The 25,961-nt window shown below is 73.0% G+C and carries 23 protein-coding genes; 9 read left to right on the top strand and 14 right to left on the bottom strand.

Annotated features, from left to right (window positions below; genetic code table 11):
- Positions 1-33: 33 nt before the first annotated feature.
- The 7 genes from ACF1AL_RS09400 to ACF1AL_RS09430 form a co-directional block, all read right to left on the bottom strand.
- Complete coding sequence (locus tag ACF1AL_RS09400; RefSeq protein ID WP_391825699.1) at positions 34-786, bottom strand: TylF/MycF family methyltransferase; 753 nt, start codon at positions 784-786, stop codon at positions 34-36.
- 38 nt (positions 787-824) lie between these two features.
- The gene (locus ACF1AL_RS09405) at positions 825-1,865 is read right to left on the bottom strand and encodes a hypothetical protein (RefSeq protein WP_391825700.1); all 1,041 of its coding nucleotides are present in this window, start codon (positions 1,863-1,865) and stop codon (positions 825-827) included.
- A 2-nt stretch (positions 1,866-1,867) separates the two neighbouring features.
- Positions 1,868-3,103, bottom strand: a complete 1,236-nt coding sequence (locus tag ACF1AL_RS09410) for an ATP-grasp domain-containing protein (RefSeq protein WP_391780291.1) — start codon at positions 3,101-3,103, stop codon at positions 1,868-1,870.
- On the bottom strand, positions 3,100-4,566 hold the full coding sequence (locus ACF1AL_RS09415) for an FAD/NAD(P)-binding protein (RefSeq protein WP_391825701.1): 1,467 nt from the start codon (positions 4,564-4,566) through the stop codon (positions 3,100-3,102). The genes ACF1AL_RS09410 and ACF1AL_RS09415 overlap by 4 nt, the downstream gene beginning before the upstream one ends.
- A 516-nt stretch (positions 4,567-5,082) precedes the next feature.
- Entirely contained in the window at positions 5,083-5,751 is a 669-nt protein-coding gene (locus tag ACF1AL_RS09420; protein WP_391696105.1) for a class I SAM-dependent methyltransferase, read from the bottom strand.
- An 86-nt stretch (positions 5,752-5,837) separates the two neighbouring features.
- Complete coding sequence (locus tag ACF1AL_RS09425) at positions 5,838-6,149, bottom strand: AzlD domain-containing protein (RefSeq protein WP_384207350.1); 312 nt, start codon at positions 6,147-6,149, stop codon at positions 5,838-5,840.
- Complete coding sequence (locus ACF1AL_RS09430) at positions 6,146-6,865, bottom strand: AzlC family ABC transporter permease (RefSeq protein ID WP_391825702.1); 720 nt, start codon at positions 6,863-6,865, stop codon at positions 6,146-6,148. The genes ACF1AL_RS09425 and ACF1AL_RS09430 overlap by 4 nt, the downstream gene beginning before the upstream one ends.
- A gap of 164 nt (positions 6,866-7,029) precedes the next feature.
- On the opposite strand from ACF1AL_RS09430, the gene ACF1AL_RS09435 reads away from it, so the two are divergent.
- The 9 genes from ACF1AL_RS09435 (at position 7,030) to ACF1AL_RS09475 (ending at position 17,907) form a co-directional block, all read left to right on the top strand.
- Positions 7,030-7,998, top strand: coding sequence for a cysteine synthase family protein (locus ACF1AL_RS09435; protein WP_366834967.1), 969 nt, complete (start codon positions 7,030-7,032; stop codon positions 7,996-7,998).
- An 86-nt stretch (positions 7,999-8,084) separates the two neighbouring features.
- Positions 8,085-9,836, top strand: a complete 1,752-nt coding sequence (locus ACF1AL_RS09440; protein ID WP_391696112.1) for a hypothetical protein — start codon at positions 8,085-8,087, stop codon at positions 9,834-9,836.
- Positions 9,837-9,967: 131 nt separating this feature from the next.
- The gene (locus tag ACF1AL_RS09445; protein ID WP_366834969.1) at positions 9,968-10,438 is read left to right on the top strand and encodes a DUF2000 domain-containing protein; all 471 of its coding nucleotides are present in this window, start codon (positions 9,968-9,970) and stop codon (positions 10,436-10,438) included.
- A gap of 73 nt (positions 10,439-10,511) precedes the next feature.
- Positions 10,512-11,534 carry an NAD(P)-binding domain-containing protein gene (locus ACF1AL_RS09450; RefSeq protein ID WP_391825703.1) on the top strand — a complete coding sequence of 341 codons (1,023 nt, stop codon included), beginning with the start codon at positions 10,512-10,514 and terminating at the stop codon, positions 11,532-11,534.
- 74 nt (positions 11,535-11,608) lie between these two features.
- Positions 11,609-12,835, top strand: coding sequence for a methionine adenosyltransferase (metK, locus tag ACF1AL_RS09455; protein WP_391696118.1), 1,227 nt, complete (start codon positions 11,609-11,611; stop codon positions 12,833-12,835).
- A gap of 37 nt (positions 12,836-12,872) precedes the next feature.
- Positions 12,873-13,856, top strand: a complete 984-nt coding sequence (locus tag ACF1AL_RS09460; protein ID WP_391825704.1) for a carbohydrate kinase family protein — start codon at positions 12,873-12,875, stop codon at positions 13,854-13,856.
- On the top strand, positions 13,853-14,761 hold the full coding sequence (gene metF / locus ACF1AL_RS09465; protein WP_386583601.1) for a methylenetetrahydrofolate reductase [NAD(P)H]: 909 nt from the start codon (positions 13,853-13,855) through the stop codon (positions 14,759-14,761). Before ACF1AL_RS09460 ends, metF begins: the two co-directional genes overlap by 4 nt.
- Before the next feature lie 426 nt (positions 14,762-15,187).
- The gene (locus ACF1AL_RS09470; RefSeq protein WP_391780282.1) at positions 15,188-16,948 is read left to right on the top strand and encodes a hypothetical protein; all 1,761 of its coding nucleotides are present in this window, start codon (positions 15,188-15,190) and stop codon (positions 16,946-16,948) included.
- Between the two features lie 29 nt (positions 16,949-16,977).
- Positions 16,978-17,907, top strand: coding sequence for an amidohydrolase family protein (locus tag ACF1AL_RS09475; RefSeq protein ID WP_391825722.1), 930 nt, complete (start codon positions 16,978-16,980; stop codon positions 17,905-17,907).
- A 49-nt stretch (positions 17,908-17,956) separates the two neighbouring features.
- Here the strand turns inward: ACF1AL_RS09475 and ACF1AL_RS09480 are convergent, their stop codons facing one another.
- The 7 genes from ACF1AL_RS09480 to ACF1AL_RS09510 form a co-directional block, all read right to left on the bottom strand.
- Entirely contained in the window at positions 17,957-18,913 is a 957-nt protein-coding gene (locus ACF1AL_RS09480; protein ID WP_391825705.1) for a carbohydrate kinase family protein, read from the bottom strand.
- A 229-nt stretch (positions 18,914-19,142) separates the two neighbouring features.
- Positions 19,143-21,026, bottom strand: a complete 1,884-nt coding sequence (locus tag ACF1AL_RS09485) for an ABC transporter ATP-binding protein (RefSeq protein WP_391825706.1) — start codon at positions 21,024-21,026, stop codon at positions 19,143-19,145.
- Positions 21,023-21,460, bottom strand: coding sequence for a lasso peptide biosynthesis B2 protein (locus ACF1AL_RS09490; protein ID WP_391825707.1), 438 nt, complete (start codon positions 21,458-21,460; stop codon positions 21,023-21,025). Before ACF1AL_RS09490 ends, ACF1AL_RS09485 begins: the two co-directional genes overlap by 4 nt.
- A complete protein-coding gene (locus tag ACF1AL_RS09495) occupies positions 21,457-21,711 on the bottom strand; it encodes a lasso peptide biosynthesis PqqD family chaperone (protein WP_366834978.1) in 255 nt (84 codons plus the stop codon). Before ACF1AL_RS09495 ends, ACF1AL_RS09490 begins: the two co-directional genes overlap by 4 nt.
- Positions 21,712-21,748: 37 nt before the next feature.
- Positions 21,749-23,650, bottom strand: coding sequence for a lasso peptide isopeptide bond-forming cyclase (locus ACF1AL_RS09500; RefSeq protein WP_391825708.1), 1,902 nt, complete (start codon positions 23,648-23,650; stop codon positions 21,749-21,751).
- 26 nt (positions 23,651-23,676) lie between these two features.
- Positions 23,677-23,787 carry a keywimysin-related RiPP gene (locus tag ACF1AL_RS09505; protein ID WP_107102704.1) on the bottom strand — a complete coding sequence of 37 codons (111 nt, stop codon included), beginning with the start codon at positions 23,785-23,787 and terminating at the stop codon, positions 23,677-23,679.
- A gap of 550 nt (positions 23,788-24,337) precedes the next feature.
- The gene (locus ACF1AL_RS09510) at positions 24,338-25,858 is read right to left on the bottom strand and encodes an esterase/lipase family protein (protein ID WP_391825709.1); all 1,521 of its coding nucleotides are present in this window, start codon (positions 25,856-25,858) and stop codon (positions 24,338-24,340) included.
- Positions 25,859-25,961 lie beyond the last annotated feature (103 nt).

Consider the following 25,961-nt stretch of genomic DNA (forward strand, 5'->3'; position numbering starts at 1 on the left):
GTTGCGTTGAGAGAACGGAAACGGGCAGGGGCTTCAGGACCCGCGCCGCCAGAAGACGCCCAGACCGTCGATGTCCTGGATCGGGTCCTCGACCCCGAACTTCTGCCGCCAGTCGTGGACGGCCTCGGCGCACACGGGGATGTGGTAGTCGTCCACGATCACGAACCCGCCCGGCGAGAGCTTGGGATACAGATGGACCAGGGTGTCCCACGTCGACTCGTACAGATCGCTGTCCAGGCGCAGGACGGCGAGACGGTCGACCGGGGCGGAGGGCAGGGTGTCGCGGAACCAGCCGGGCAGGAACCGCACCTGGTCGTCCAGCAGGTCGTACCGCTGGAAGTTGCGGCGGACCGTGGCCAGATCGGTCGCCATGAAGGCGTTGTAGCGGTCGGAGGCGAGCTCCCGGTCGCCCGCGTGGGAGGACTCTGGCGCCTTCGGCATGCCCTGGAAGGAGTCCGCCACCCAGACGAGCCGGTCGCTCACCCCGTACGCCTTGAGCACGGCCCGCATGAGGATGCAGGCCCCGCCGCGCCAGACCCCGGTCTCGATGAAGTCCCCGGGCACGCCGTCTTCGAGGGCCGTCCTCACACAGAACTCGAGGTTCTCCAGGCGGCGTATGCCGATCATCGTGTGCGCCACGCTGGGCCAGTCGACGCCGAGCCGGCGGTTGAGCTCGTCGTACTCGTGCGCCGGTGCCCAGCTGGCCGGCACGGGCGGATCCTCGTAGATCGTGTTCGCCAGGACCTTCTTCATCAGGTCCAGGTACAACTGCGCGGCGGTTTCCATACGACCGTCCTGTGCGGGGGGTGAGAGCGGGGGGAGGGTCACGCCCGGAACGTCTCGGACGACACGGGCGACGAGGAGGACGCGGGGGAGGGAGAAGACGTGGGGGAGGGAGAAGACGGGGAGGCCACGGACGACGAGGACGCCCCGGACGCCACCGAACCCCCGGACGCCTGGGCCGGATCCGGCGCCGGTGCCGCCTTCGCCGACACCCGCACGTACCACAGCGCGACGACGACCAGCGCGCAGATCAGCGCCGACGACACGGCGTCGAAGGAGCCGTGGAAGGCGCACTCCGCGAGGTAGGTGATGCCGGGCAGCGTGGTGAGCAGCACCATCGCCACCATGGGGTCGGTGCGCTGCAGCCCCGTCTGCAGCCAGAACAGCGGCAGCGTCACGGCGAGGACACCGGTGAGCAGCAGCCCCGACAGCCGTCCGGTGCCGTCCCCGCCGGGCCCGCCGACGGCGAGCAGCAGCACCCCGCCGGCCAGGTACGTGAGGTGGAACCGGTGGGCGGTGACGTACACCGGGTCGACCCGGCGCCGCCCCAACTCGGCCGACACCAGGGCCAGTACGGGCGCCCCGACCCCGGCGACCAGCACCAGGCCGAGTCCCGCCACCAGGCCGGGCCCGAACGCGCCGCCCTCGGTGAACCGCCACGCGAGCGCGATGCCGAGCAGCACCAGCCCGCCCGCGGCGAACCAGCCCTGCCGGGAGGCCCGGCGGCCGCGCCCGGCGAGGCCGAGCAGCACGAGCACCATCGGCCCGACGGCGGTCTCCACGCCGGTCGCCAGCGTGGCCGGGACCCAGGTCAGCGAGGCGTAGAAGCTGAGGAAGGTGACGGCGGTGACGACGTTCATCGCCAGCAGCAGACCGGTGGCCCTCGGCCCGGTGGCGGCCTGCGGGCCCCGGCCCGCGCCCCGCAGCCGGCGGACCAGCAGCACCGCGTTGAACAGCACCGCGGCGGCCGCGAATCCGGCGCAGGACAGGGCGAGGCTGTCGCCGGAGCCGAGGGTGCCCGACACGAAGCCGTACACGCCCGACTGCAGCAGCACGGAGGCGGCGATCCACAGCACCGGCATGGTCAGGCCCCGGCTTCGTCGACCTGGAACAGGGCCCCGGAGTCCTCCAGTTCGTGCAGCACCGCGAGGCTGTGCTCGACGAGTTCGGCGTCCTCGTGCACGAAGAAGGCGATGCCGCAGGAGCCGGTGGTCAGCTGGGTGTCGCGCAGCACGTCGCAGACCCGCGGCAGCTGGGCCACGCTGTGGAAGCCGGGCAGCCGGCGCACGGTCCGCAGACCGTCGAGGGAGGTCAGGACGCCGGGGCGGGGCGCGCGCAGGAAGACCATGGCCAGGGTGCGGGCGGGGCCGTACGGCAGGTCGAACCGGTTGTGGAAGTCGTCGGGGCGCAGGAACCGCTCGGCGACCAGGTGCGGGCTGCTGTAGCCGAAGGCGCAGTGGTAGGCGTCGGCGGAGAGGTAGGGGCCCATCAGCCGGGAGTTGACCTCGACGAGCCGGGGTCCGTCCGCGGTGAGCATGACCTCGGTGTGGGCCGCGCCGTCGCGGAAGCCGAGCGCGTCGAGGCAGCGCCCGGTGTACTCCACCAGCTCCTGCTCGCGCTCGTCGGGCGTGGTCCGGCTGACGATGTGCCGCAGCACGGGGCTGCCCTCGACGCGGTCGATGCGCTCGGCGTACAGCTCGGCGAGCAGGTGCCGGCCGTCCATGCTCACCGTGTTCACGATGTACTGCGAGCCCGCCAGGAACTCCTGGGCGAGCACACCCTCGTTGATCTCGCCGAGCAGATTGCGCCGCCCGGCGATCGCCCGGTAGGTGGCGAGGGCCTCGTCCTGTGTCGCGCAGATCCGGCAGCCGTCGCTGCCCGCGCTGTTGAACGGCTTGATCACCACGGGGTACGACGCCCACCGCCCGAGGAGCTCCCGCAGTTCCTCTTCGCCGTGGACGACCTGGCTGCGGGCGTGGGGCAGGCCGGCCCGGGCGAGGGCCTGCTGCATCGCGTACTTGTCGCGCCGGGCCGCGCGCAGCCCGTGGTCGTGGTACGGCAGCCCGAGCCGTTCGGCCAGTTCGTCGGCGAGGGTGACACCGAACTCGCTGCCGGCGACGACCGTGCGGACCCCCAGGGCGCGCAACTGGTCGGCGGTGGCGTCCAGGTCGCTGTGCACGACCGTCTTGACCTCGCCGCGCCGCTCCCCGGCGGCCGGTGCGCGGTCCTCCGGGTAGACCTCGACGAACGCGGCTCCTTCCTCCTGCAGGGCGTCGGCGAGCTGGACGCCGCTGGAGGCCGGGATGACGAGCGCGATCACAGGGTGGTCCTTTCGGCGTACGGGGTGACTTCGCCGGTGCGGGGCCGGGCGATCTGCGCGCCGACCACGGCCGCGTGCTGGGCGGCGGCGCGCAGGTAGTTGACGATGGGGTGGCGGGCGCCGGCCGCGGAGCCCAGCACCCAGACGCGTTCGGGCTCGGCCCGGTCGGGGAGCCGGACCCGGAGGTCGGGGAGGAGTTCGGGCTGCGGTCCGTCCCCGTCGTGGCCGATGCGCAGACGGCCGGCCGCGCAGGTGAGCCGGCGTGCGCGGTAGCCGGCGGCGACGACCACGTGGTCGAAGCTCTCGGCCGAGCCGTCCGGCCAGCGCACCCGCCAGCCGGTGCCGGTGCGCCGGATCTCCTGCGGGTAGCGCGGGGCCACGCGCAGTCTGCCCGCCGTGGCGTGGGCCACGAGCAGCTTGGCGTTGCGCAGTGGGATCGCGGAGATGTACCGCGACATCAGGGTGTGGTGGCGGGCGAGGGCTCCGGCGGCGGCCCCCGGACGCCACCGCGGTATCTGCTCGTTGAGCGCGTCGATGACCTCGGCGACGATGTCCTGCCAGGGGATGCGGCCCTCGTCCGCGAGGCGGGCCTCCTCGTTGAGCTGCCGGGTGGCCGCGGGTCCTTTGGCGCGGGCGCGCAGGGCGCGGGCCGAGGGGTGGCCGCGGCGGACGGCCCGTAACAGCATCCGGGTGAGGGAGTGGTCGAAGGAGGCGCTGTCGGGGTCCAGGGCGGCCCAGTCGCCGGGGCCGAGGGCGGGCTCGGCGCTGCGGCGCAGCCGGGTCCGTACGGCCGGCAGCGTGGAGGACGGCGAGGTGAGGACGGTGTGGCGGCGGCCCTCCTGGGACAGGACGAGGGCGGCGTCGATGGCCGACAGCTTGGTGCCGAGCACCAGCACCCGGGCGTCGTGCGGCAGGCGGCGCAACCGGCTCGCCGGGTAGGGCGATTCGTGCAGGCGGGGATCACCGCGGTGGGCGCTGACCTCGGCGGGCAGCCGGGGTTCCTCGGCGCCGGCGCAGAAGAGGACGTCGGTGCCGGTGACGGTGGCGCCGTCGGCCAGTTCGACCTGGTAGGTGTCGTCGTCGAGGCGGTGGACGGCGACCGCCCGCTCCCGGATGTGGGTGACCTTGGTGCCGCGGGCCAGGGCGCGGTCGCGGTACTGCCCGTAGCGGGTCCGGCAGTACTGCCCGACGAGGTAGCGGGGCACGAAGTCGTCGCGGTGGACCGGGTGTCCGTGGGCGGCGAGATAGCCGAGGAAGTCGGACCGTCCCTCGGCCAGCAGGGAGGTCACGTCCACGGAGGTGTTGCACAGCAGCGTGGGGTCGGTGGTGCCGAACGCGGTGCCGAACCCGATGGGGCCGGGCGCCACGAGGGTGATGCGTTCGATGCCGGGCGCGCCGGCCACGTGGGCCAAGGCGCTCACGGCGGTGGCACCACCGCCGATGATGACAATTCGCTTGGTCACAGGCCTATCCGTTGGTGCTCGACTGGTCCCTGGCCGGGCAGCGCGGACAGGGCGGGCAGAGGGGGGCGGCCACCGCCGCCGGGCCGGAGGGCCGGGGCGTTGTGCGGGGCGGCAGGCCGGGACGGGCGCTTTTCCTCGAAGGGTGGGGCCGTGATCCGATCCACCGTGGTGCGCCGGGAGTCGAGGCCCCGGGATGCGCGGGGCGGTCACGCCCGCGGGGCATCGCACATATCGAACCGTGCGGGCGTCGACCGACGTGGTGCACGGGGGCGTTGACGCCCGGCCGGCCCGCTCGTGGGTGGGGGCCGAGGGGATCGGTGGCGGGGTGGACACGGCGCGCCGGGCGGGCCGTTCGGTGAGAGCCGGGGGACCCGCGAGACGGGCCCGAGCGTGATCCGGCGTCGCCGCGCGGGCGGGCCGGTGGGACGTGGGCGGTGAAGGACGGGCGAAGTGCCCCGGGGCGGGCCCTGGCCGGGGATGACCGGGCAGGGCCGCCCTGGACGTGCCCGAACCGGATCAGTCCTGGGGCGTGGCGTACACGACCCAGTTGTCGTGGGTGTGCGGATAGGGACGGAAGTCGCCGTGCGGCGGGTCGTCCCAGGAGATCCGGCGGATCTCGTGGATCGTCCAGTCGCTGAAGAGCCCGCGCATCTCGTCCTCGCTGTAGTAGCGGAACAGGGTGTCCTTGTAGGCGAAGGTGTGTGGGGCGATCTCGTCGCCTTCGCCGTAGGTGCCGTCCTCCAGGGTGAAGGCGTTGGTGACGAACAGGCCACCGGGGGCGACGATGCGCCGGGCCTCGGCTATCAGGTGCGAGGGGTCCTGGATCTGGCCGAACACGTCGAAGCAGGTCACCGCGTCGACCGAGGCGTCGATGAGCGGCAGCTTGGTGGCGTCGGCGCGCAGCAGGAAGGAACGCTGCTTGATCACACGGCGGGCGTGGGCGAGACCGGTGGGGGCGATGTCGACGCCAAGGGCGTTGAAGCCCGCGTCGGCCAGCGCGGCGAGGTTGCGGCCGTCACCGCAGCCCAGGTCCACCACCGTCTGGGTGTTGCGCTGCTTGAGGGCGTCGATCGCCTGGGGAATGACCGGAATCGGGTCTTCCTGCCAGAGCGGACCTGCGTTCTGATCTTGGTAGGCCTTCTCCCAACCGTACTGAAGCTCGGCGTACTCCACGGTCTCTGTCATGTGGTCTCCCTTGGATGACTTACATGGATCATCGTATTGACCTCTGATGACACGTAAAGAGGTGTCTCAGGATCTGAGCCGACGCGTCATCCGCCCAGCTCGAGCCACCTCAGGAGGGCCGTGGTGGCCGCCGCGAGCACAACGACGACCAGGAACGGGGCCCGCCGCCACAGCGCCAGGGCCGCCACCGCGAGGCCGGCCGCACGCGCGTCGACGGCCAGATGACGGTCGGCGACGAAGGTCTGGGTCGCGATGAGGGCGGCGAGCAGCGCGACCGGCACCACACCGGCGACCCGCGCCACCGCGGGCCGGCCCAGCGCGCTCTCGGGGACCAGCAGACCGGCCAGTTTCAGCGCGAGGCACCCGGCCGTCGCCAGCAGAATCCACGACCAGCTCATGAGGCACCTCCCCGCGCCACCGCAGGGGCCGCCGCCGGCAGCAACAGGACGCTCAGCGCGGTGAGTCCGGCCAGGACGACGGGCAGCCCGGAGCCGAGCACCGGGGACACGGCTATCGCCACCAGCGCCGCCAGGACGAAGACGAACTGCCCCGCGCGCTCGCGCAGCCGGGGCGCGACCAGCGCCAGGAAGGCGGCGGAGGAGGCCGCGTCGAGGCCCAGCGCCTCGGGGTCGGCCAGCAGCGAACCGGACAGCGCGCCGATCAGTGTGGTCAGGTTCCAGAACACGAACACCACGGCTCCGGTGACCCAGTAGGCGAAGCGGCGTTCCCGCGGTGTCGGCTTGGCGATCGCCATCGCGGTGCTCTCGTCGCTCAGCAGGTGGGCCGCCGGCAGCAGGGTCGCCCCGCGCAGTCGCAGGACCGGCCGCAGGCTCACGCCGTAGAAGAGGCTGCGCATCCCGAGCAGGGTCGCGGTCGCCGATGCCGCGAGGCCCCCGCCGCCCGCCGCGAGCGTGCCGATCAGGGCGAGTTGGGCGGAACCCCCGTAGAGGGCGAGGGACAGGAACTGGGTCTGCGTGAGGGTCAGACCGCTGGAAACGGCCAGCGCGCCGTAGGACAGTCCGTAGGCTCCGACGGCCAGACCGACGCCGACGGCGTCGCGAACAAGCCTCGTTTTCTCCTTGCGTGGCAGTTGATCTTGCTCCTGGAATACCACGAGGAGCCCTCCATCGAATCGCGTCGGCGGAGCAGCCCAGATGCTGAGACGCCCCTTTACTGTCATGGATGCTACTGATTATGACTGTCCCTTGTCATCAGGATGCTTGGTCATGACACATGAGCGTACGGGTGACCCGTTGGCCGCATGACATGTGAGGGAAGATGAAGCACTACTTGGACCGCTTCGAGGCCCTGCTGGGCCTTACCCCGATCAAGCCCATCACGCTGGACGTCCAGGGCGAGCCGCGGACGATCCACCTGAAGCTCGAGGGTTACAACCTCACCGGCTCCATCAAGGCCCGTACCGCCTACGGCCTCGTGCGCGGTCTCGTCCGGGACGGCCGGATCCGCCCCGGCGTGCGCCTGCTCGAATCCACCTCCGGCAACCTCGGCGTCGCCCTGGCCAGCATGGCCCGCTTCCTGGACATCGGGTTCACCGCCGTGCTGGACCCGATGAGCACAGCGGAGGTCCGCAGCCGGCTGACCGACCTCGGTGCCACCATCGTCATGGTCGACGAGGTCGACGAGGCCGGCGGCTACCTGCTGTCCCGGCTGGCGAAGGTCCAGGAGATGCTCCGGGCCGACGACGGCTACGTCTGGGTGGACCAGTACAACAGCCCCGAGAACCCCGACATACACCGCCGGATGACCGGCCCGGAAATTCTCGACCAACTGCCCGCCGCACCCGACGCGCTCTTCGCGGCCGTCTCCACCGGCGGTACCTTCGCCGGAATCAGCCAGTGCTTCCGCGAACGGGGCCTGGCCACCCGTATGGTGGCCGTCGACGTCAACGGCTCCGTCGCCTACGGCGGACAGCCCGGCCGGCGCTATCTGTCCGGCATCGGCGCCAGCCGGCCGTCCTCCTTCCTCAAGGAGTCCCTGATCGACCACTACGCCTATGTGGACGTCGGCGAGGCCGCCCACTACTGCCGGACCGTCCTGAAGGAGACCGGCATCCACCTCGGCGCCTCCTCCGGCGCCGTCGTCGCGGCCTGCGTGCGCTATCTGGGTGAACACCCCGACGTACGGGACGCGTTGTGCATCTGCGCGGACGGCGGCGAGAAGTACGAAAGCACCGTCTACTCCGACACGTGGATGACCTCGATCGGAGCGCTGCCGCGGCCGGCATGAGCCGCCGCACCGCGCGGGGGGACACGACCGGCAGACCGGGGCAGCCGTGCCCGCCCCGGACGAGAACGACGCAGGATGGGACCGAGGTGCACACGAGTGACCTGGCCGGGCGCCTACAGGCGCTCGAGGAGCACGCCGCGGGGCGCTCCTGGGTGGACGTGGCGGAGGTGGCCGACGTCCCGGCCGCCGACCTGCGCCTGGCCGACGAGCACGACGTGGTGCTGACGCTCGTGCTCGCCGCGCTGTGCGCCCGCATGGGCGGCGGCCCCTCGATCGCGCCCACGCTCGCCAAGGCCGCCGAACGGTACGTCTCCTCCTCCTTCCTGTACACCGGCCGGATCCTGCCCCGGGCCCGGGAGCTGATCGAGCTCCTCGACCGTGGGGTGGACGAGCGATCCCCGGCCCTGCTCACCGAGGCGGCCGACCACCTCAGCCAGGGCTGGCCCGGCTACGCGCACTCCGCGTTCCCCGCCGCGTTCACCCGGCTCGCCCGCGAACTCGGCCTCGGCATGACGGCCGAGCAGTTCTTCGAGGTCTCGTTCGTGTCCTGGCAGCGCGGGCTGGCCGCCGCCGGCGCCGGCGACGCCGAACAGGCACGCGCCCACTTCGAGACGTCCCTGGACCGCTACCGCGCCTACCGCTACTACGCGGACGCCGCCTGGCTCTTTACCGACCTGGTCATCGCCCATCTGCTGGCCGGCCACGAGGACCGGGCCGCCGCCACCGCCCGGGCACAGCGTGCCTACGTGGACGACATCCTCGCCACCCACCCGCTGGTCGAGGACACCGGGGACGAGGCCGGCGCCTTCCACCTCGGAGACGTGCGCAGCGGCAGCTACGGCACCTTCATCGAGTCCTCCACCCTCCGCCCGGCCGCCCTCACCCACCGCGACGCGGCCCTGCTGCGGCGCTACACCCGCACCAGCGAACACCTGCTGGCCGCCTGCCGGTTCGGGGCGCGACGGGAACTCGACGCGGCGCTCGACGTCTTCACCTGCGGCTGGTCCACCTTCCAGACCTCCCCGTACCCGAAGATCTTCCTGCGCCTGGCCGACCGCTACACCGACGGCCGGCACCCCTGGAACCCCCACCTCACCGCCTACGAGTGCTGGCACCGGATGCTGCGCACCTACCGGATCCGGGTCAAGCCACGCCATCTGATCGACACCGCGACCACGCTGCACGACCGGTTCACCTACGCGGGTCTGCCCACCTGCGCCGCCACCGTCCTGCTGGACGCGGCCCTCCTGCACGCCCGGCTGCACGGCCGCAACGGCGCCGTCGAGTGGGTCAGCCGCTATCTGCAGGAACTGCGTCCCGTCGTACCGGAACTGGTGCAGGCCGCCGCCCGCTACCTCCAGGTGCCGCAGGGCTCCGAGTTCCCCTGGCAGCTCGGCACCTACCGGGGACTGCGCCCCGCCCACCTGGCGCCGGAGTTCCCCGCCCCCGGGCTCGGCGACACACCCCTGCCGGACGCCGACCGGTTCGAGTTCGTGCTCTACGGCCCCCTGCTCTCCCTGGAAGGCGTCACCTTGTACGACAGCACCCCGCGCCCGCTCGCCGACATCCTGCGCGCGCTCGGCGAGGAGTTCACCCGGACCCGGCCGGACGGCGGCGAGGTGCCGTTCCTGTCCGCGGCGGAACTCGCGCGGCGCGTCAACCGCACGCCGTCGGCGATCGCCCAGGCGGTGCGCCGGTTCCGGCACGCCTGTCAGGAGACGTTCCGGGAGACGGCCGAGCACGAGATCGTCCAGGACGCCGTCATTCAGGGCCGCCCCGGCTACCGCATCAACCCGGCGAAGGTCCAGCGCTTCCTCGACTACTCGCTCAGCGCCTGACACACGCAGCGCCTGAAGGACACGGCGCCTGACACACGCAGCGCCTGAAGGACACGGCGCCTGGCACACGCAGCGCCTGACACACACCACGTCCCGTACGTGCCGAGAAAAAGGAACCACAGGTAACGCCCATGCAGCACAACGGCCGTCTCGTCGTCGCCCCCGAAGACGTCGACACCCAGTACAAGTTCGTCGTCGCCCTCAAGGCCAAGCTGGAGCCCGGCGTGGCCACCAACGCCGCCGGCCACCTCTGTCTCGGCCTGCTCGCGAAGGCGGCCGCCGAACGCCCCGAACTCCTCCCGCACATGTCCTTCCTCGACTTCCCCGACGCCGACGAGGGCAGCCACGCGCCCGTCTCCGGGCTCTCGCTCGTCGTGCTGGAGGGACGCCCCGCCTGGCTGCGCCGGCTGCGGGGCGAGGCGGCCGCGGCCGGGCTGCTGAGCACCGACTTCACCGCCCAGATGACCGGCGGCAGCCACCTCGACCAGCTGGAGCGGATGCGGCGGACGCCGGAGGCCGACCTCGACTACTACGGCGTGGCCCTCTTCGGCCCGCGCGACGTCGTCGACCCGCTCACCAAGAAGTTCTCCCTGCTGCGGTAGCCCGGCCGATTCCCTCGACCGCCGGGACACCGCACCCGCAGCGCCTCGACACCACACCGACAGTGAGGAACACATGAACCACGCCGACCACCGTCTCACCATCGTCCCCGCGGCAGCGGTCAAGGAAGCGCTGCGGTCCTTGGGCACGGCGTCGAAGGAGATCGTCGAAGACATCTACGTCAAGGCGGCGCTGGGACAACTGGTCAACCCCGACAGCCTATTCCTGCGCCCCGACGACACCCGCCGCGAACGCATCATCGCGCTGCCCGCGTACGTCGCCGGCGAGTCCGAGGCCATGGGCGTGAAGTGGATCTCCAGCTTCCCCGAGAACCTCGGCCTCGGCCTGCCCCGCGCCTCCGCGCTGATCGCGCTGAACGACCCGCGCACCGGTTTCCCCACGGCCGTCCTCGAAGGCGCACAGATCAGCGGCCACCGCACCGCGCTGTCCGCCGCCGTCGGCGCCGAGGCGCTGGGCGCCGGCGACCGCGCACCGGCCAAGATCGCGGTCATCGGCACCGGCTACATCTCCCGCACCACCCTGGAGCTGTTCGCCGGCCTCGGCTGGAGCTGCGACCACCTCGTGGTGTTCGACGTCGACCAGGAGCGCGCCCGCGCATTCGCCGAGCGCAGCGGGGAGTTCGCTGCGGGGCTGGCCGGGAACGCGGTCGCGGTCGGCTCCCTGCGTGAGGCCGTGGAGGACGCCGACGTGGTGCTGTTCGCCACCACCGCCGTGGTGCCGCACCTGAGCGAGTCCCGCTGGTTCAAGCACAACGCGGTCGTCCTGCACATGTCGCTGCGCGACCTCACGCCCGAGGCGATGGCCGGCGCCGTGCACGTCGTCGACGACGTGGCGCACGCCCTGCGCGAGAAGACCTCCCTCGCCCTCGCCGTCGAGCAGGGCACGGTGGAGCGCGACGGCATCCTCCCCGTCGGCGACTTCCTGCGCGGCGTGGCCAAGCCCGACCGGGACCGGCGCGCCGTCTACTCGCCCTTCGGCCTCGGCTCCCTGGACATCGCCCTCGCCCAGCTCGTCCTGGACCGGTCGCGCGACGCGGAAGGCGTCGTCTCCGTCCCCGGCTTCGCATGCACTTCCTGACGCTCACCGTCCCGCCCTTCACCCGGCACAGCCGGCCGCCCCGCACTTCCCGACGCAACAGAGGAGAAACGGCGTTGTCCCGTCGACTGTTCACCTCGGAGTCCGTGACCGAGGGACATCCTGACAAGATCGCCGACCAGATCAGCGACACCGTCCTCGACGCGCTGCTGCGCGAGGACCCGGCCTCCCGGGTCGCCGTCGAGACCCTGATCACCACCGGCCTGGTGCACGTGGCCGGCGAGGTCACCACGCAGGCCTACGTGCCGATCGCGCAGCTGGTGCGCGAGAAGATCCTCGAGATCGGCTACGACGCGTCGGTGAAGGGCTTCGACGGCGCCTCCTGCGGTGTCTCCCTGTCGATCGGCGCGCAGTCCCCGGACATCGCGCAGGGCGTGGACACCGCCTACGAGGCCCGGGTGGAGGGCGCCGCCGCCGGGGGAGAGGCGGACGCACTGGACCGGCAGGGCGCCGGCGACCAGGGCCTGATGTTCGGCTACGCCACCGACGAGACGCCGACGCTGATGCCGCTGCCGATCCACCTCGCGCACCGCATGTCCGAACGGCTCGCCCAGGTGCGCAAGGACGGCACCCTCCCCTACCTGCGCCCCGACGGCAAGACGCAGGTCACCGTCGAGTACCTGGGCAGCCGTCCGGCCCGGCTGGACACCGTCGTCGTCTCCTCGCAGCACGCCGCCGACGTCGCCCTGGAGTCGCTGCTCGCACCCGACGTCCAGGAGCACGTCGTCGACGTCGTCCTCAAGCAGCTGGCCGAGGACGGCATCTCCCTCGACACCGACGGCTACCGCCTGCTGGTCAACCCCACCGGCCGCTTCGAGATCGGCGGCCCGATGGGCGACGCCGGCCTGACCGGCCGCAAGATCATCGTGGACACCTACGGCGGCATGGCCCGCCACGGCGGCGGCGCCTTCTCCGGCAAGGACCCGTCCAAGGTGGACCGTTCGGCGGCGTACGCGATGCGCTGGGTCGCGAAGAACATCGTCGCCGCGGGCCTGGCCGCGCGCTGCGAGGTGCAGGTCGCGTACGCGATCGGCAAGGCCGCCCCGGTCGGGCTGTTCATCGAGACCTTCGGCACCGCGACCGTGCCCCACGCGGCCCTGGAGAAGGCCGTGCGGGAGGTCTTCGACCTGCGCCCGGCCGCGATCATCCGCGACCTCGACCTGCTGCGCCCGATCTACGCCCGGACCGCCGCCTACGGCCACTTCGGCCGGGAGCTGCCCGAGTTCACCTGGGAGCGCACCGACCGCGCCGACGCCCTCCGCGCGGCCGCCGGCCGGGCCTGACGGCGTGCCTTCGCGGCAGCCGAGAAGGGAGATCGCCGTGCGTCTCGCAGTCGCCGGGTCGATAGCCACCGACCATCTGATGGTCTTCCCCGGCCGTTTCCGGGACCAGCTCATCACCGACCGGCTCGACAGAGTCTCGCTGTCCTTCCTCGCGGACCGTCTCGACGTCCGGCGCGGAGGCGTCGGCGCGAACATCGCCCTCGGGCTCGGCAGGTTCGGCCTGCGCCCCGTGCTGGTGGGCGCCGCGGGCACCGACTTCCCCGAGTACGACGCCTGGCTCACCCGGCACGGCGTCGACACCGCGTCGGTCCGGGTGAGCGACACCCTGCACACCGCGCGTTTCGTGTGCACCACCGACGCCGACCAGAACCAGATCGCCACCTTCTACGCCGGTGCCATGGCCGAGGCGAGCCGCATCGACCTCGCCGCCGCGCACCGCCGGGCGGGGCCCTTCGACCTCGTCCTCGTCGGCGCCGACGACCCCGAGGCGATGCTGCGCCACACGGCCGCCGCGCACGCCCTGGGCGTCCCGGTCGCGGCCGACCCGTCCCAGCAGCTGGCCCGCCTGGACACCGGGCAGACCCGGCGCCTGGTGGACGGCGCCCGGCTGCTGTTCACCAACGAGTACGAGCAGGCCCTGCTGCTGGAGCGGACCGGCTGGAGCCGGGCGGAGGTGCTCGGCCGGGTGGGCACCTGGATCGTCACCCGCGGAGCCGACGGCGTCACCCTCGAGACCGCCGGCGGGCACCGGCAGGACGTACCGGCCGTGCCGACGCGGGACGTCGTCGACCCGACCGGGGTGGGCGACGCCTTCCGCGCCGGCTTCCTCGCGGGCCTGGCCTGGCGGCTGCCGTTCGAACGCGCGGCCCAGCTCGGCTGCGCCCTGGCCACCGTGGTCATCGAGTCCCTGGGCACCCAGGAGTACAAGCTGCTCGCCTCCGACCTCCTGGACCGGATCGGCACGGTCTACGGCGAGCGGCCCGCCGAGGAGATCGCCGCCTGCCTGACGGTGGTGTCATGACCGCCGATCCCCGCACGTTCTCCTTCGAGTTCTTCCCGCCGAAGACGCAGGCCGGCGAGCGCACGCTGTGGCACGCCCTGCGCCGGGTCGAGGCGCTGCGCCCCGACTTCGTCTCCATCACCTACGGGGCCGGCGGCTCCTCCCGGGACCGCACCATCGCCCTGACCCGGCGCATCGCGGCCGAGACGACCCTGCGCCCGGTCGCCCACCTCACCGCGGTCGGGCACTCGGTCGCCGAACTGCGGCAGATCATCGGGCAGTACGCCGACGCCGGCATCCGTGACGTCCTGGCGCTGCGCGGCGACCCGCCCGGCGACCCGCTCGGCCCCTGGACACCGCATCCGCACGGCTTCACGCACGCCCACGAGCTGGTCGAGCTCATCCGCTCGCTGGGCGACTTCACCATCGGCGTGGCCGCGTTCCCGGAACGGCACCCGCGCTCGCCGGACTGGGAGAGCGAGATCCGGCACTTCGTGGCCAAGTGCCGGGCGGGGGCCGACTACGCGATCACGCAGATGTTCTTCCACGCCGAGGACTATCTGCGCCTGCGGGACCGGGTGGCGGCCGCGGGCTGCGACACCCCGATCATCCCCGAGATCATGCCCGCCACCGACGTCCGCCAGATCAGCCGCTTCGCGGAACTCAGCGGCGCCTCCTTCCCGGAGGAACTGGCGCACCGGCTCGAAGCCGTCCGCGACCGGCCCGGCGAGGGCCACCGCATCGGCGTCGAGCACGCCACCGCCCTGGCCGCACGGCTGCTCGCCGAGGGCGCCCCCGGCCTGCACTACATCACCCTGAACAAGTCCACCGCGACGACCGAGATCCACCGCAACGTCCTGGGCTCGGCGGCGGACCGGGCGCTGCGCCGGGAGGAGGGCACCCTGGCCGACAGCCGCCGCGTCTGAGCCGCCGCGGGCCCGCACCACGGCCCCGGACGGCGGGGGGAAGCCGGAAACCCGGCCCTCCCCGCCGTCCGGGGCCGCTTCGGTGTGCGGGGCGGGAGCGCCACGGGTGCGCGGAGCAAGGGGTGTCACGGGTGCGCCGGGCAGGGGTCGCCACAGCCGGGACGGGTGCGTCGTCCGGCTTGTCCGAGGCGAGTCATCCGGCTTGTCTAAGATGACATCGAGATGTCTGCGGGTGCCGTGGGGGAACCGGCACCCGTGGCACACTCACGCAGCAGTCGGACCGCCCGAAGCATGTCTGTCAGAGCCGGGTGGCCCTACGTGGGACTGCTCCGGACGAGCGTCACCGACCGGTTGCCGGCACCGCCTTCGAGGTCCGGCCGGCGGGGACGCCATGGCGCATGGGCGAGCAACGATGGGACAGCGAAGATGAGCAGCGTAGTCGAGCGCTACCGGGCGCTGGAGGAGCACGTGGCCGGCGGCCGCCGGGTCGTGGTGACCGACGTGGTGGACGTGCCCGCGTCCGATCTGCGGCAGGCCGACGAGCACGACGTCGCGCTGCTGCTGCTCCTCGGCGAGCTGTGCGCCCGTATGGACGGCGGGGCCTCGGCCGCGCCCACGCTGCTGGCGACCGCCGAGAAGTACGTCGACACGTCCTTCTTCTACACCGGCCGGATCCTGCCGAGGACCCGGGAGCTGATCTACCTCCTCGGCCGGGCCGTGCAGGAGCGGTCCCTCGACCTGCTGACGGAGGTGGCCGACCACCTCAGCCAGGGGTGGGCCGGATACGCCGACTCCATGTTCCCCTCGGCGTTCGCCCGCCTGGCCCGCGACGCCGGGTGCGACGCCGGGCCCGAGGCGTTCGCGCAGGTCTCCTTCGTCCTGTGGCACGAGGGCCTCGCGGCGGCCGCCGCAGGCGACGCGGAGCAGGCCGTGCCGCTCTTCCAGGCCTCCCTCGACCGCTACCGCCGGTACCGCTACTTCGCGGACGCCTCCTGGCTGCACACCGACCTGGTCATCGCCCATCTGCTCGCCGGGCGGCAGGAGGAGGCCGCCGCCGAACTGGAGACCCAGCGCACGTACGTGGAAAAGGTGCTCGCCGACCACCCGACGGCCGCCTCCGGCGCGGGGCGCTCCTTCGCCTTCCACCTGGGAGACGTGCAGAGCGGCCAGTACAGCACCTTCGTGGAGTCCTCCGCGCTGCGCCCCACGGAACTGACCGAACGGGACCGCTCCCTGCTCCTGCGCTATGTCCGCACCAGCGAGTTCCTCATCTCCGCCTGCCGCTACGGCGCCCAGCGCGACTTCGACGCGGCACTCGACATCTTCTCCTTCGGCTGGGCCACCTATCAGCAGTCGCCGTACCCGCGGATCTTCCGCCACCTCGGCGACCGCTACCTGGAGGCCGCCGACAAGTGGAACGTGCACCTCACGGCGTACGAGAACTGGCACCGGATGCTGCGCAGCTACCGGATCCGGGTGAAGCCGGGCGCGCTCATCGACACGGCCGCGACCCTGCACGATCGCCTGGGCTACGCCGAACTGGACTCCTGCGCCTCGCTCGTCCTGCTGGACACCGCCGTCCTGCACGCCCGGCTGCACGGCCGCGACGCCTCGGTGGAGTGGATCACCCGCTATCTGCGGGACCTGCGGCCCGCCCTGCCGGACGCCCTGGGCGCGGTCGTCGACTACCTGCAGGCGCCGCGCACCGCGGACCGCGGCCAGCTGCTCAGCCGCTACATCGGGCTGCGCGCCGGGCACCTCGCGCCCGAGTTCCTCTCCCTCGACCTGGACGACGAGAAGCTGCCGGAGCCCAACCGGCTGGAGGTCACCCTCTACGGCCCGCTGCTGTCCATCGAGGGCATCACGGTCTACGAGAACACCCCGCAGCCGCTCATCGACATCCTGCGCGTGCTCGGCCACGACTTCGCCCGGCATCTCGCGTCCGGCTCGGAGCCGCCGTTCCTCTCGGCCGCCGAACTGGCCGAGCGCACGCTGCGCACCTCCGCCGCGCTGGCGCAGACTGTGCGCAGATTCCGCATCGCCTGCCAGGAGCGGTTCCGGGACGTCGCCGACTACGGCCTCATCCAGGACGCCGTCCTCCAGGGCCGCCCCGGCTACCGGCTGAACCCGCAGAGCGTGCACCGCTTCACGGAGTACGCGACCGCGCCGGCGGGGGAGGACGCGTGACGCCCGGCGGCGGGGGAGGGCACGGCGTGATACCCGCCCGCCCCGGCGACGACGGCGACGGCGACGGCGTCGGCGGGGCCGCGCGGCAGGAGGCCGGCGAGGTCCGCCGGTTCTGGGGCGGGCTCGGTCTTCCCGGGCTGATCGACGTGCACACCCACTTCATGCCCGAACGCGTCCTGCGCAAGGTCTGGGACTACTTCGACCGCGGCGGCGCGCTGATCGGCGGGCTGGAGTGGCCCATCACCTACCGCGCGCGGGAGGCGGAGCGGACGGCGCTGCTGCGGGAGTTCGGCGTGCGGGCCTTCACGGCGATGCTCTACCCGCACAAGCCCGGCATGGCCAGGTGGCTCAACGGCTGGGCGGCCGAGTTCGCCCACCGCACCCCGGACTGCCTGCACACCGCCACGCTCTTCCCCGAGCCGGGCGTGGAGGGCTACGTCCGTGAGGCCGTGGAAGCCGGGGCGCGCGTGTTCAAGGCCCACGTCCAGGTCGGGGCGTACGACCCGGCCGACGACCTGCTGCGGCCGGCATGGGGCCTGCTGGCCGAGGCCGGGATCCCCGTGGTGATCCACTGCGGCTCCGGACCCGCGCCCGGCAAGCACACCGGCCCCGAACCCGTGGCCCGGGTGCTGGCGCGCCACCCGCGGCTGCGGCTGGTCGTCGCCCACCTGGGCATGCCCGAGTACGAGGACTTCCTCGGCCTCGCCGAGCGGTACGCCGAGGTCCGGCTGGACACCACCATGACGTTCACCGACTTCGCCGAGCAGCTGATGCCGTTCCCCCGCCGCGCCCTGCCCCGGCTCGCCGCGCTCGGCGACCGCGTCCTGCTCGGCTCCGACTTCCCCAACATCCCCTACCCCTACCTGCACCAGCTCCAGGCCCTGGAACGCCTCGGGCTCGGACCGGCCTGGCTGCGCGCGGTGTGCCACGACAACGCGGCGCAGCTGTTCGGCCTGTGACGCGGCGACGCAGCGCGCAGCGGGCCGGCGTGCAGGACGTGCGCGCCGGTCACCCGCCCGCCACGGCGCGCGCACTGGCGGCGCGCAGCCCCGGCAGGTCGATGAACTCGGTGTGGGTGCCCACGCTGCCGCACACGAACGCCCCGGCCACCGAGCCGGCCAGGACGCACTCCTCCAAGGACCGCCCCTCGAACAGGGAGTGCAGGAACGCGGTGACGAACGCGTCCCCGGCGCCGTTGCTGTCCACGACCGGCCGCTCGGGCCGTACGGCGGGGAAGTGGCGGACCGTGTCGTCACCGCGTACCAGCAGGTGGCAGCCGTCGGCGCCGTCGGTGGCGACCACGAAGCGGGCCCGGCCCTCGTCGAGGATCGTCCGCAGGACGGTGTGCAGCCGGTCGTGGATCGCGGCCGCGCTGAGGAAGACGTAGTCGGAGTTGAGGGCGTAGTGCCGGTGGTGCGGGTTGCGCCCGTCCCAGTCGTGCAGGTCGGTGGAGCTGGTCACGCCGAGGCGGTGGATGTCCTCGTACATGTCCCGGTTGTGGCCGACGATCGACAGGTGGACGTGCGCCGACCGCTGGAGGAAGGGCAGGTAGAACGCGCGGGGCAGCCTCAGGCCGCCCGGGTGCCGGCCGTCGTAGAAGGAGAAGCGGCGGCCTTTCGGGTCCACCAGGTTCGCCGAGCGCGGCGTGCCGTGCGGCGAGACGAGATGGCTGAAGTCGAGGCCGAGGCGGGCGTAGTGCTCCAGCACCATGCGGCCCTGTGGATCCTCGCCGAGGAAGTCGACGAACTTGGTGCGCAGGCCGAGCGCGTGCCAGCCCAGCGCCACCCCGTTGCCGGTGTGTCCGACGTAGTCCCGCAGCGGCTCCACGAAGACCGAGTCGCCCGGCGGCACGCGCAGTTCGTCCACGCGCACGATGGTGTCCACGCCGACGCCCCCGACGACCAGGACGTCGTAGTCGACGGGGCGCCCGCCCTCGTCGGGGCGGTGGTGTGCGGTCGGGGTCATGCGCTCACTCCTTCGGCAGCCTGCTGCACGGGGCCGTCCCCCAGGGCGATCGCCCTGCCGGCGCCCGCGCCGGCCCGGACGCCGGGGAAGAGCACGCCGGCCGGGCCGCAGCGAGTCAAACACCGATCGGACCCCGTCTGCAAGGATTTGCTGCAAGTTGCAGAATGCGCTCGGCCGACGGTACCGGGGTACCGGAGAGCCTGCGCGGTCCCTCCGCTTCTCGCCTCTCCTACCGCCCCCGCTCCCCGGTTCCGGGCTCCCCGCCCGACCGGAGCATCTGGCTGTCGGCCAGCTCGCGGTAGAGCGCGTTGCAGGCGAGCAGTTCCTCGTGGCGTCCGCCGGCGGTGGTGCGGCCGTCCTCGAGGACCACGATGTGGTCGGCGTGCTGCACGGTGGACAGCCGGTGGGCGATGACCAGCAGGGCGCACTCCTGGGCCACGTCCTTCATGACGGTCGTCAGCGCCGCCTCGTTGATCGCGTCGAGGTGGGAGGTGGGCTCGTCCAGCAGGAGCAGCGCGGGACGCGCCAGCAACGCCCGCGCGAGCGCCACGCGTTGGCGTTCGCCGCCGGAGAGGGTGCCACCGTGTTCGCCGACGACGGCGGACAGGCCGCCGGGCAGGCGGTCGACGACCTCCTCCAGCCGGGCCAGTTCGATCACGCGCCGGATCTCCGCGTCCGTGGCGTCGGGCACCGCGTAGGTGATGTTGTCGCGCAGCGTGCCGTGGACGACATGGGTGTTCTGGTCGACGAGGGCGATCCGCCGGCGGCAGGCGTCACGGGTGAGGCCGGTCGCGGGCCGCCCCTGGAAGAACAGCGCGCCCGCGTCCGGTTCGTAGAACCGGGCCACCAGGGCGAACACCGTGCTCTTGCCGGCGCCCGACCGGCCCACCAGGGCCACGTGCCGGCGCTGCGGGACGGAGAAGGACACCCCGCGCAGGACCGGCCGCCGCGGGTCGTAGCCGAAGTGCACGTCGCGCAGGGCGAGGACGGGCCGCTCGTGCGGCGGCCGGCCCGTGCCCGTGCCTGTGCCTGTGCCGTGGCCGGCGGACGGTCCGCTCGGCCGCGGCGCGGGCGCGCGGTCCTTCGCGGCCGGGCCCGCGGCGGGCTCCACGGGGAGGCGGAGCGCCTCGTCGATGCGCTGGTAGGCGCCCATTCCACGCTGGACGAGACCCACCGCGCGGAAGACGGAGGACAACGGCAGCACCAGGTAGGAGGCGTACAGCAGGAACGCCACGAGGTCGCCGAGGGAGCCCGCGCGGCCGTTCACCCGCAGGCCGCCCACCACCAGGACGATCAAGAACGAGCCCTGGACGGCGAGTTCGACGGCGGAGCTCATCACGGCCGCGAGCTTCGCGGTGCGCACCCCCGCGCCGTAGGCCGCGTCCACTCGCGCCCCGATGCCGGCCGCCTCGCGCTCCTCCGCGCGGTGCACCCGGACCATGGGCAGGGCGCTCAGGGCGCGTTCCAGGCCGGCGGCGATCGCGCCGACCGAGCGCTGCATCTGTTCGGACGCGTGCCGGATGCCCGCGAGCAGCGAGGCGACCAGCACGGCCGCCACCGCCACGGTCACCGCCACCAGGAACAGCAGCAGCAGGTCCAGCCACGCCATGAGCGCGATCGCCCCGGCGGCGACCAGACTCCCCGTCACGAGATCGACCAGGGCCTGCGAGACGACCTCCCGCAGCAGGGTGGTGTCGGCCGTCACCCGGGAGATGAGGTCGGCGCCCCGGTGGCGGTCGTACTCCCTCATCTCCAGCCGCAGCAGCCGGCCCACCAGCCCCAGCCGGAGCTGCCGTACGACGACTTCGCCCATCCGCTCCAGAAGGAACCGTCCCGCCGCGCCCGTCGCCGCCTCGACGACGAACAGCGCGCCCAGCAGGACCAGCAGCGGCCAGATGAGGTGCCCGCGGCCGCTCGCGTCCACGACCTGCCGGGCGACGAGCGGCTGAGCCAGCCCCAGGGCGGAACCCACGAGGGTCAGGACGCTCGCGACGGCGATGGCCGTGCGGTGCCCGGCGGTCAGCCGGTACATCGTGGCCACCGCCGCCAAGGTCGACGTGCCGGCCGCGGTGACGGCGGCCCGTTCGCCGGTCGGTGCCGTGACGCCCGTCATCGGCCGGCACGCCCGGGCAGGGGGCCCACGGCGACCAGCCGGGCGAAGTAGCCCGGCGGGACGCCCTCGCCGACCGCGGCGCCCTCCGCCTCGATCCAGGCGTGCGCGGTGAAGGGCGGGGTGACCCGGACGCCGGTGCACCAGGTCGGCCAGGTGCCGCCGAGCCGGCACAGCAGGGCCGCTCCCAGCGACCGCGGCAGGCAGCCCTTGGGCCCGGCGCAGTGCAGGCTGGCCGCGCACATGGCGTCGCGGGCCCGCTGCGCCTCGGCGGCGGTCGCGGGCGCGGCGCCGCGGCGCAGGACGCCGAGCACCGCGCGGATGCGGCGCGGCGGCAGCAGGGCGAGACCGAGGGCGGGGAGCAGGACGAGGCGGGCGGTCAGCCGCCGGGCCAGGGGCACACCGGTGGGCCGCTCCAGCGCGCTGGGCGTCGTCATGAGGCGAGCCCCGACTCGCGCAGCTCCCGCACGAGCGTCTCGACGTCCCGCAGGGCCTGGGCCTGGTCGACGGCGAACTCGCGGACCAGGGCGGCGGCCGCGTCGGCCTCCTCGCCGCCGTCCATCAGGGTCCGCACCACCAGGGTGGCCGTCGGGTTCAACTCCCAGTAGGCACCGCCCTGTTCGTCCAGCAGGACCGTGCCGTAGTCGGTCTCGGCCGCGGAGACGTTGTCGCCGAACCGCAGAGGCATGTGGGGGCCTTTCTGACGTGGATGACGGGTGACGCGGTCAGGGGTGCGGACGCTCCGGGCGGCGGTCGGGGCCGCGGGACGTGGTGAGCGTCCGTGGCACCGAGGGCGGCGGGACGCGGGTGAGCCCGCGCAGCCACACCTCGGCGGCGATCGTGGAGTAGAGGATGGCGTCGGACAGCCCCGGGGAGGCGGGCCGCCGGGCGAGCCGGCGCAGCGCGGCGCCGTCCACCAGGCCCAGCCCGGCCAGCCGTGAGTCCTCCCACAGGGCCAGCAGGTCGGCGCGGTGTTCGCGCAGTCCGTCGGCGGCGTCCATGGAGGCCGTGGCCTTGGTGCTGCGGCGCAGGCACTCCTCGGGCACGATCCCGCGCATCGCGGCGGTCAGGACGGGCTTGTACCGCCACGGCGTGACGCGCTCGGCGGGGCGCACGGCGAGGCAGGCCTCGATGACACGGTCGTCGAGGAAGGGAGAGGCCATCGGCAGACCCGCGCGGGCCGCCATCCGGTCCCACTGCCGGATCACCCGGCTGCACGAGCGGATCTGCTCCAGGTCGCTGTGCAGCCCGCGGTCCGGATGCAGCGGTGAGACGGTCGCCGCGGTGTCGAGCAGCGCCCGGCGGGCCATCCGCTCGGCCTCGGGAGTCACCCAGCCGAACAGGCGCGGGGCCATGCCCCAGCCGAGCCCCGTCGCGACGGACGAGGGCAGCGGTCGCCGCAGGTCGCCGGCCGCGTCGGCGAGCCACTTCTCGTACGGCCGCAGGTCGGCCAGGGCGCGGAGTGTGCCGCCGAGCGGCCACTGCCACAGCGCCCGGAACCCGCGCAGCTGGCGCAGCGCGAGCAGCGGGCGGGTGCGGGACAGCCGGTGGTAGTACGCCTCGGAGCACCAGGCGACGTGGTCGCCGCCGATGCCGGTCAGATGGAGCCGGCTGCCGCGCGCGGCGAGGCCGGGCAGGTGGTGCAGGACACGAGAGCGGTCCATGACGCCGATGGTCGGCTCGTCGAGGAGGTCGTCGATGCCGAGCAGGTCGTCGTAGACCAGCGGTGAGGCCCCGGCGTCCCACACCACGTGCTCGACGTCCGGCAGGTGGCCCATCGCCCGCTTCGCCCAGGACAGGTCGGTGTCCGCCGGGTCCCGCCCCGGCCACGTACTGGCGACCACGCGGGCGGGGGAGCGGGCGGCCAGGAAGCAGACCGAGGTGGAGTCCAGGCCCCCGGACAGGTCGCAGCTCACCACGCCGCCCTGCCGGGTGCGCGCGTCGACGGCCTCCTCGAGCGCCGCCCGGATCTCCGGGGCCGCCTCGGCCAGTGGCCGCACCGGCTCCGGCGGGGTCCACCACCGGGTGTGCCGTACGGTGCGCCCGTCCGCGCCGACGACCAGGGCGTCCTGCGGGGGAACGGCCGTCACCGCGCGCCACATCGGCCTCTCGAACAGCGGGTAGGGGGCGGGCCACAGCAGCCGGACGGCGAGTTCCTCCACGTCGGGGTCCGCGCCGAGGACGGCGGCCAGCGTGTCGGCGCGGGTGGAGGCCACGCGTACGCCGCCGATCTCCGCGTGGAAGACCAGGCGCAGCCCGGAGGCGGTGCCCTGCACGCGGATCCGTCCGTCGAGGGCGCCGACGAGGTGGAAACTGCCGGGCAGGGACCGGGCCAGCGCGTCGAGTTCCGCGAGGTCACGCAGCCGTGCGGCGCGGCGCCTCAGCTCGTCGGCGCCGATCGGGCAGCAGCCGAGGACGGCGAGCAGGGTGCTGCCGGCGCTCGCGGTGACGATCTCCTCGTCCTGCCAGTGGCCGACCAGCCAGGGCCGGCCCGACGGGTGCGTGACGGTACGGCTGCCGGGGCGGGTGAAGGAGCGGGCCACGGCGGCCGCGTCCGCGCGGTCGGTGAAGACCGCCACGTACGCGTCGCCGGGGCCCGTCCCCGCACTTGCGTGCAGATCAGTCATGACGTCGGGTCAAGGACCGTCGGTCGTCAGTTCTTGCTCAGGATCAGCCGGTCGTTGCCGGAGCGTCCGAGGAGCCCCGTCTCCTTCCGGAAGGTACCGAGCCGGACGAGCGTCGGTGCCTCGTAAGCCTTCTTCATGACCACTCCTCACGTGCGGATTCCCGCCCCGCCTCCCTGACCGCGGCGCAGGGGAACCGGCCCCTGCGCCGCCGGTCGGTACCGGGCTCATCGGGAGCCCGGCCCAGGAAGCGGGCGCAGCACCAGCTAGCTGCCGAACGTGAGATCAGAACAAGACCCCTGGCGAAGCTCGGATGATATGCAGAATGCGAAGCCCCGGGGTTGTGCGCCCCGCGCCCGTCCCGGTGCGCCACCGCGGTGCCACCCGGGGGCACGCACCCACGCATGAACGTTTCGACCTGCACCCCACCGAAGCCCCGCCCCGCACACCGGGCCGCCCCGACGACCGCCCCGAACGGGCGCCGCCGGGGGCGCGCACCGGCTCCGGGGCGTGCTCCCCTTCGCGGACCCGCCACCTCGCCGGCCGTGCCGGTGCGGCCGCCAACGCCTTCGTGGTGGCCGCCGCCGGGCGAGCAGGTCGTCGTCGAAGTGGCGGCGCAATCGGTCCCGACTGCCGTGCCAGGACGGGGAGCAGGCGAGGGCGACTGCTCCGGCCGGGCGGTCCTCCCCCTCAGCTCCAGTCGGTGACGGTGAGGCGGATCCGGGCGTCCTCGCCGAGGATCGTCCTGGTGGAGTCGGGCAGGGGGACGGTGCCGACCCATCTGCCGCTCGCCGGGTCCTCGTCGGCCAGGGTGGGGCCGGCCGGCTCGTAGTCGCTGATGGGGCCGACGATGGCGGAGTTCCAGGTGGCGCGCAGCGCCGGAACGCCGGAGTCGCTGCCGACGTCCACGACGAGGATGTCGTCGAAGTCGGGCGTCTGCTCGATGTGGTCCCTGAAGTCCAGGAAGCCGTTGTCGCGTTCGCGCAGGGACAGGATCCGCAGGTGCAGCGCGTAGCGCAGGGTGCCGGTGCTGGTGGGGGAGGCCAGGTTCTCGCACAGGAAGGTGCTCACCAGGGGCACGGCTCCGTCGCCGTCGGGGCCGGGCCGGGTGCCGCTGCCGAGCTGGATCGGGCACCACTGGGCGCTGGTCCGCTCGTGCATCACGATCTGCAGGCCGCGGATCGACAGGGTGACCTCCGCCTGCCACGCGGTGTTCTTCTCCTCCGGCAACTGCAGGTGGACGAGCGCGGACTCCACCTTCAGGTCGCCGAACAGGAAGCGTCGCAGATTCTGGTAGCCCTCCTCGGAGTTGACGAGCCCGTAGGGCCCGCTGTGGCTGCGGTGCACATAGGCGCGGAAGGCGCCCGGTACGTAGGCGTTGTCGATCTGCACCAGGCCGTCGCTGCGGGGGCCGACCACCGCGGACGACAGGCCGTGCGCCACGTCGTAGTCGCCCGGGTCGGTGCCCACCAGGCAGAAGACCTGCCGGTGCGGGAAGGCGAAGGGCTCCCCGTCGGCGGGCATCGCCCGCGGGTCCCAGTCCTCGGGCGGCTCGTCCTTGGCGGTGGCGCCCGGGGTCAGGTACTGGTACATCCGCTCGCGCCCGCAGATCTCGGCGCCCTCGACGCCGGTGGCGTCCCGCAACCGCTCCAGCATGCCGAAGCCGACGTCGAAGGCGATGCCGCCGTGCGGTGTGCCGTAGGTGAACAGCTTGGCGACGTAGTCGGCGGGCTCGATGCCGAGTTGCGGGAGGATCTTCTGGATCAGGCAGCGGCAGATGAGGCCGCCCATGGAGTGGGCGACCAGGTGCACCCGGTCCACGTGGGCCTTGGCCCGCAGCTCCTCGATGAGTTCGAGCAGGTCCTGGGCGGCGTCCTCGATGCGGAACTCCTTGGGCTTGCCGCCCCAGGTGCTCGCGGACGGGTCGTAGAAGCGGTGGATCCAGATGCCGGCGGCCGGAATCTCCGCGTGGGTGTCGAGGTAGTTCTCCTGGCTGCCGTGGACGAGGAGCTGATAGCCCTCGTCCACCATCAGCCGCAGCAGGGGACTTTCGAATTGATAGAAGCTCGGCTTGTTGTCCGGTCCGATCCGGATGTGGGTGGAGCCCGCGTTGAAGCCGAGGAAGGGGTCCGTCACCGCGCTGTTGATGCCGGACTGACCGCCGGCGAAGCCCCGGACGTAGATGACGGGGAGTTTCTGGGTCTGCGACATGGGGACCGCCTAGGTCGTGTCCGCAAAGTCAGGGCAGCCAGAGCAGGAGGCAGGCGAGGGTGACCATGGCTTGGTAGTGGCGGGCGCGTTTGTCGTAGCGGGT

It is taken from the genome of Streptomyces sp. NPDC014801 (genome assembly GCF_043082085.1).
Lineage (GTDB): Bacteria > Actinomycetota > Actinomycetes > Streptomycetales > Streptomycetaceae > Streptomyces.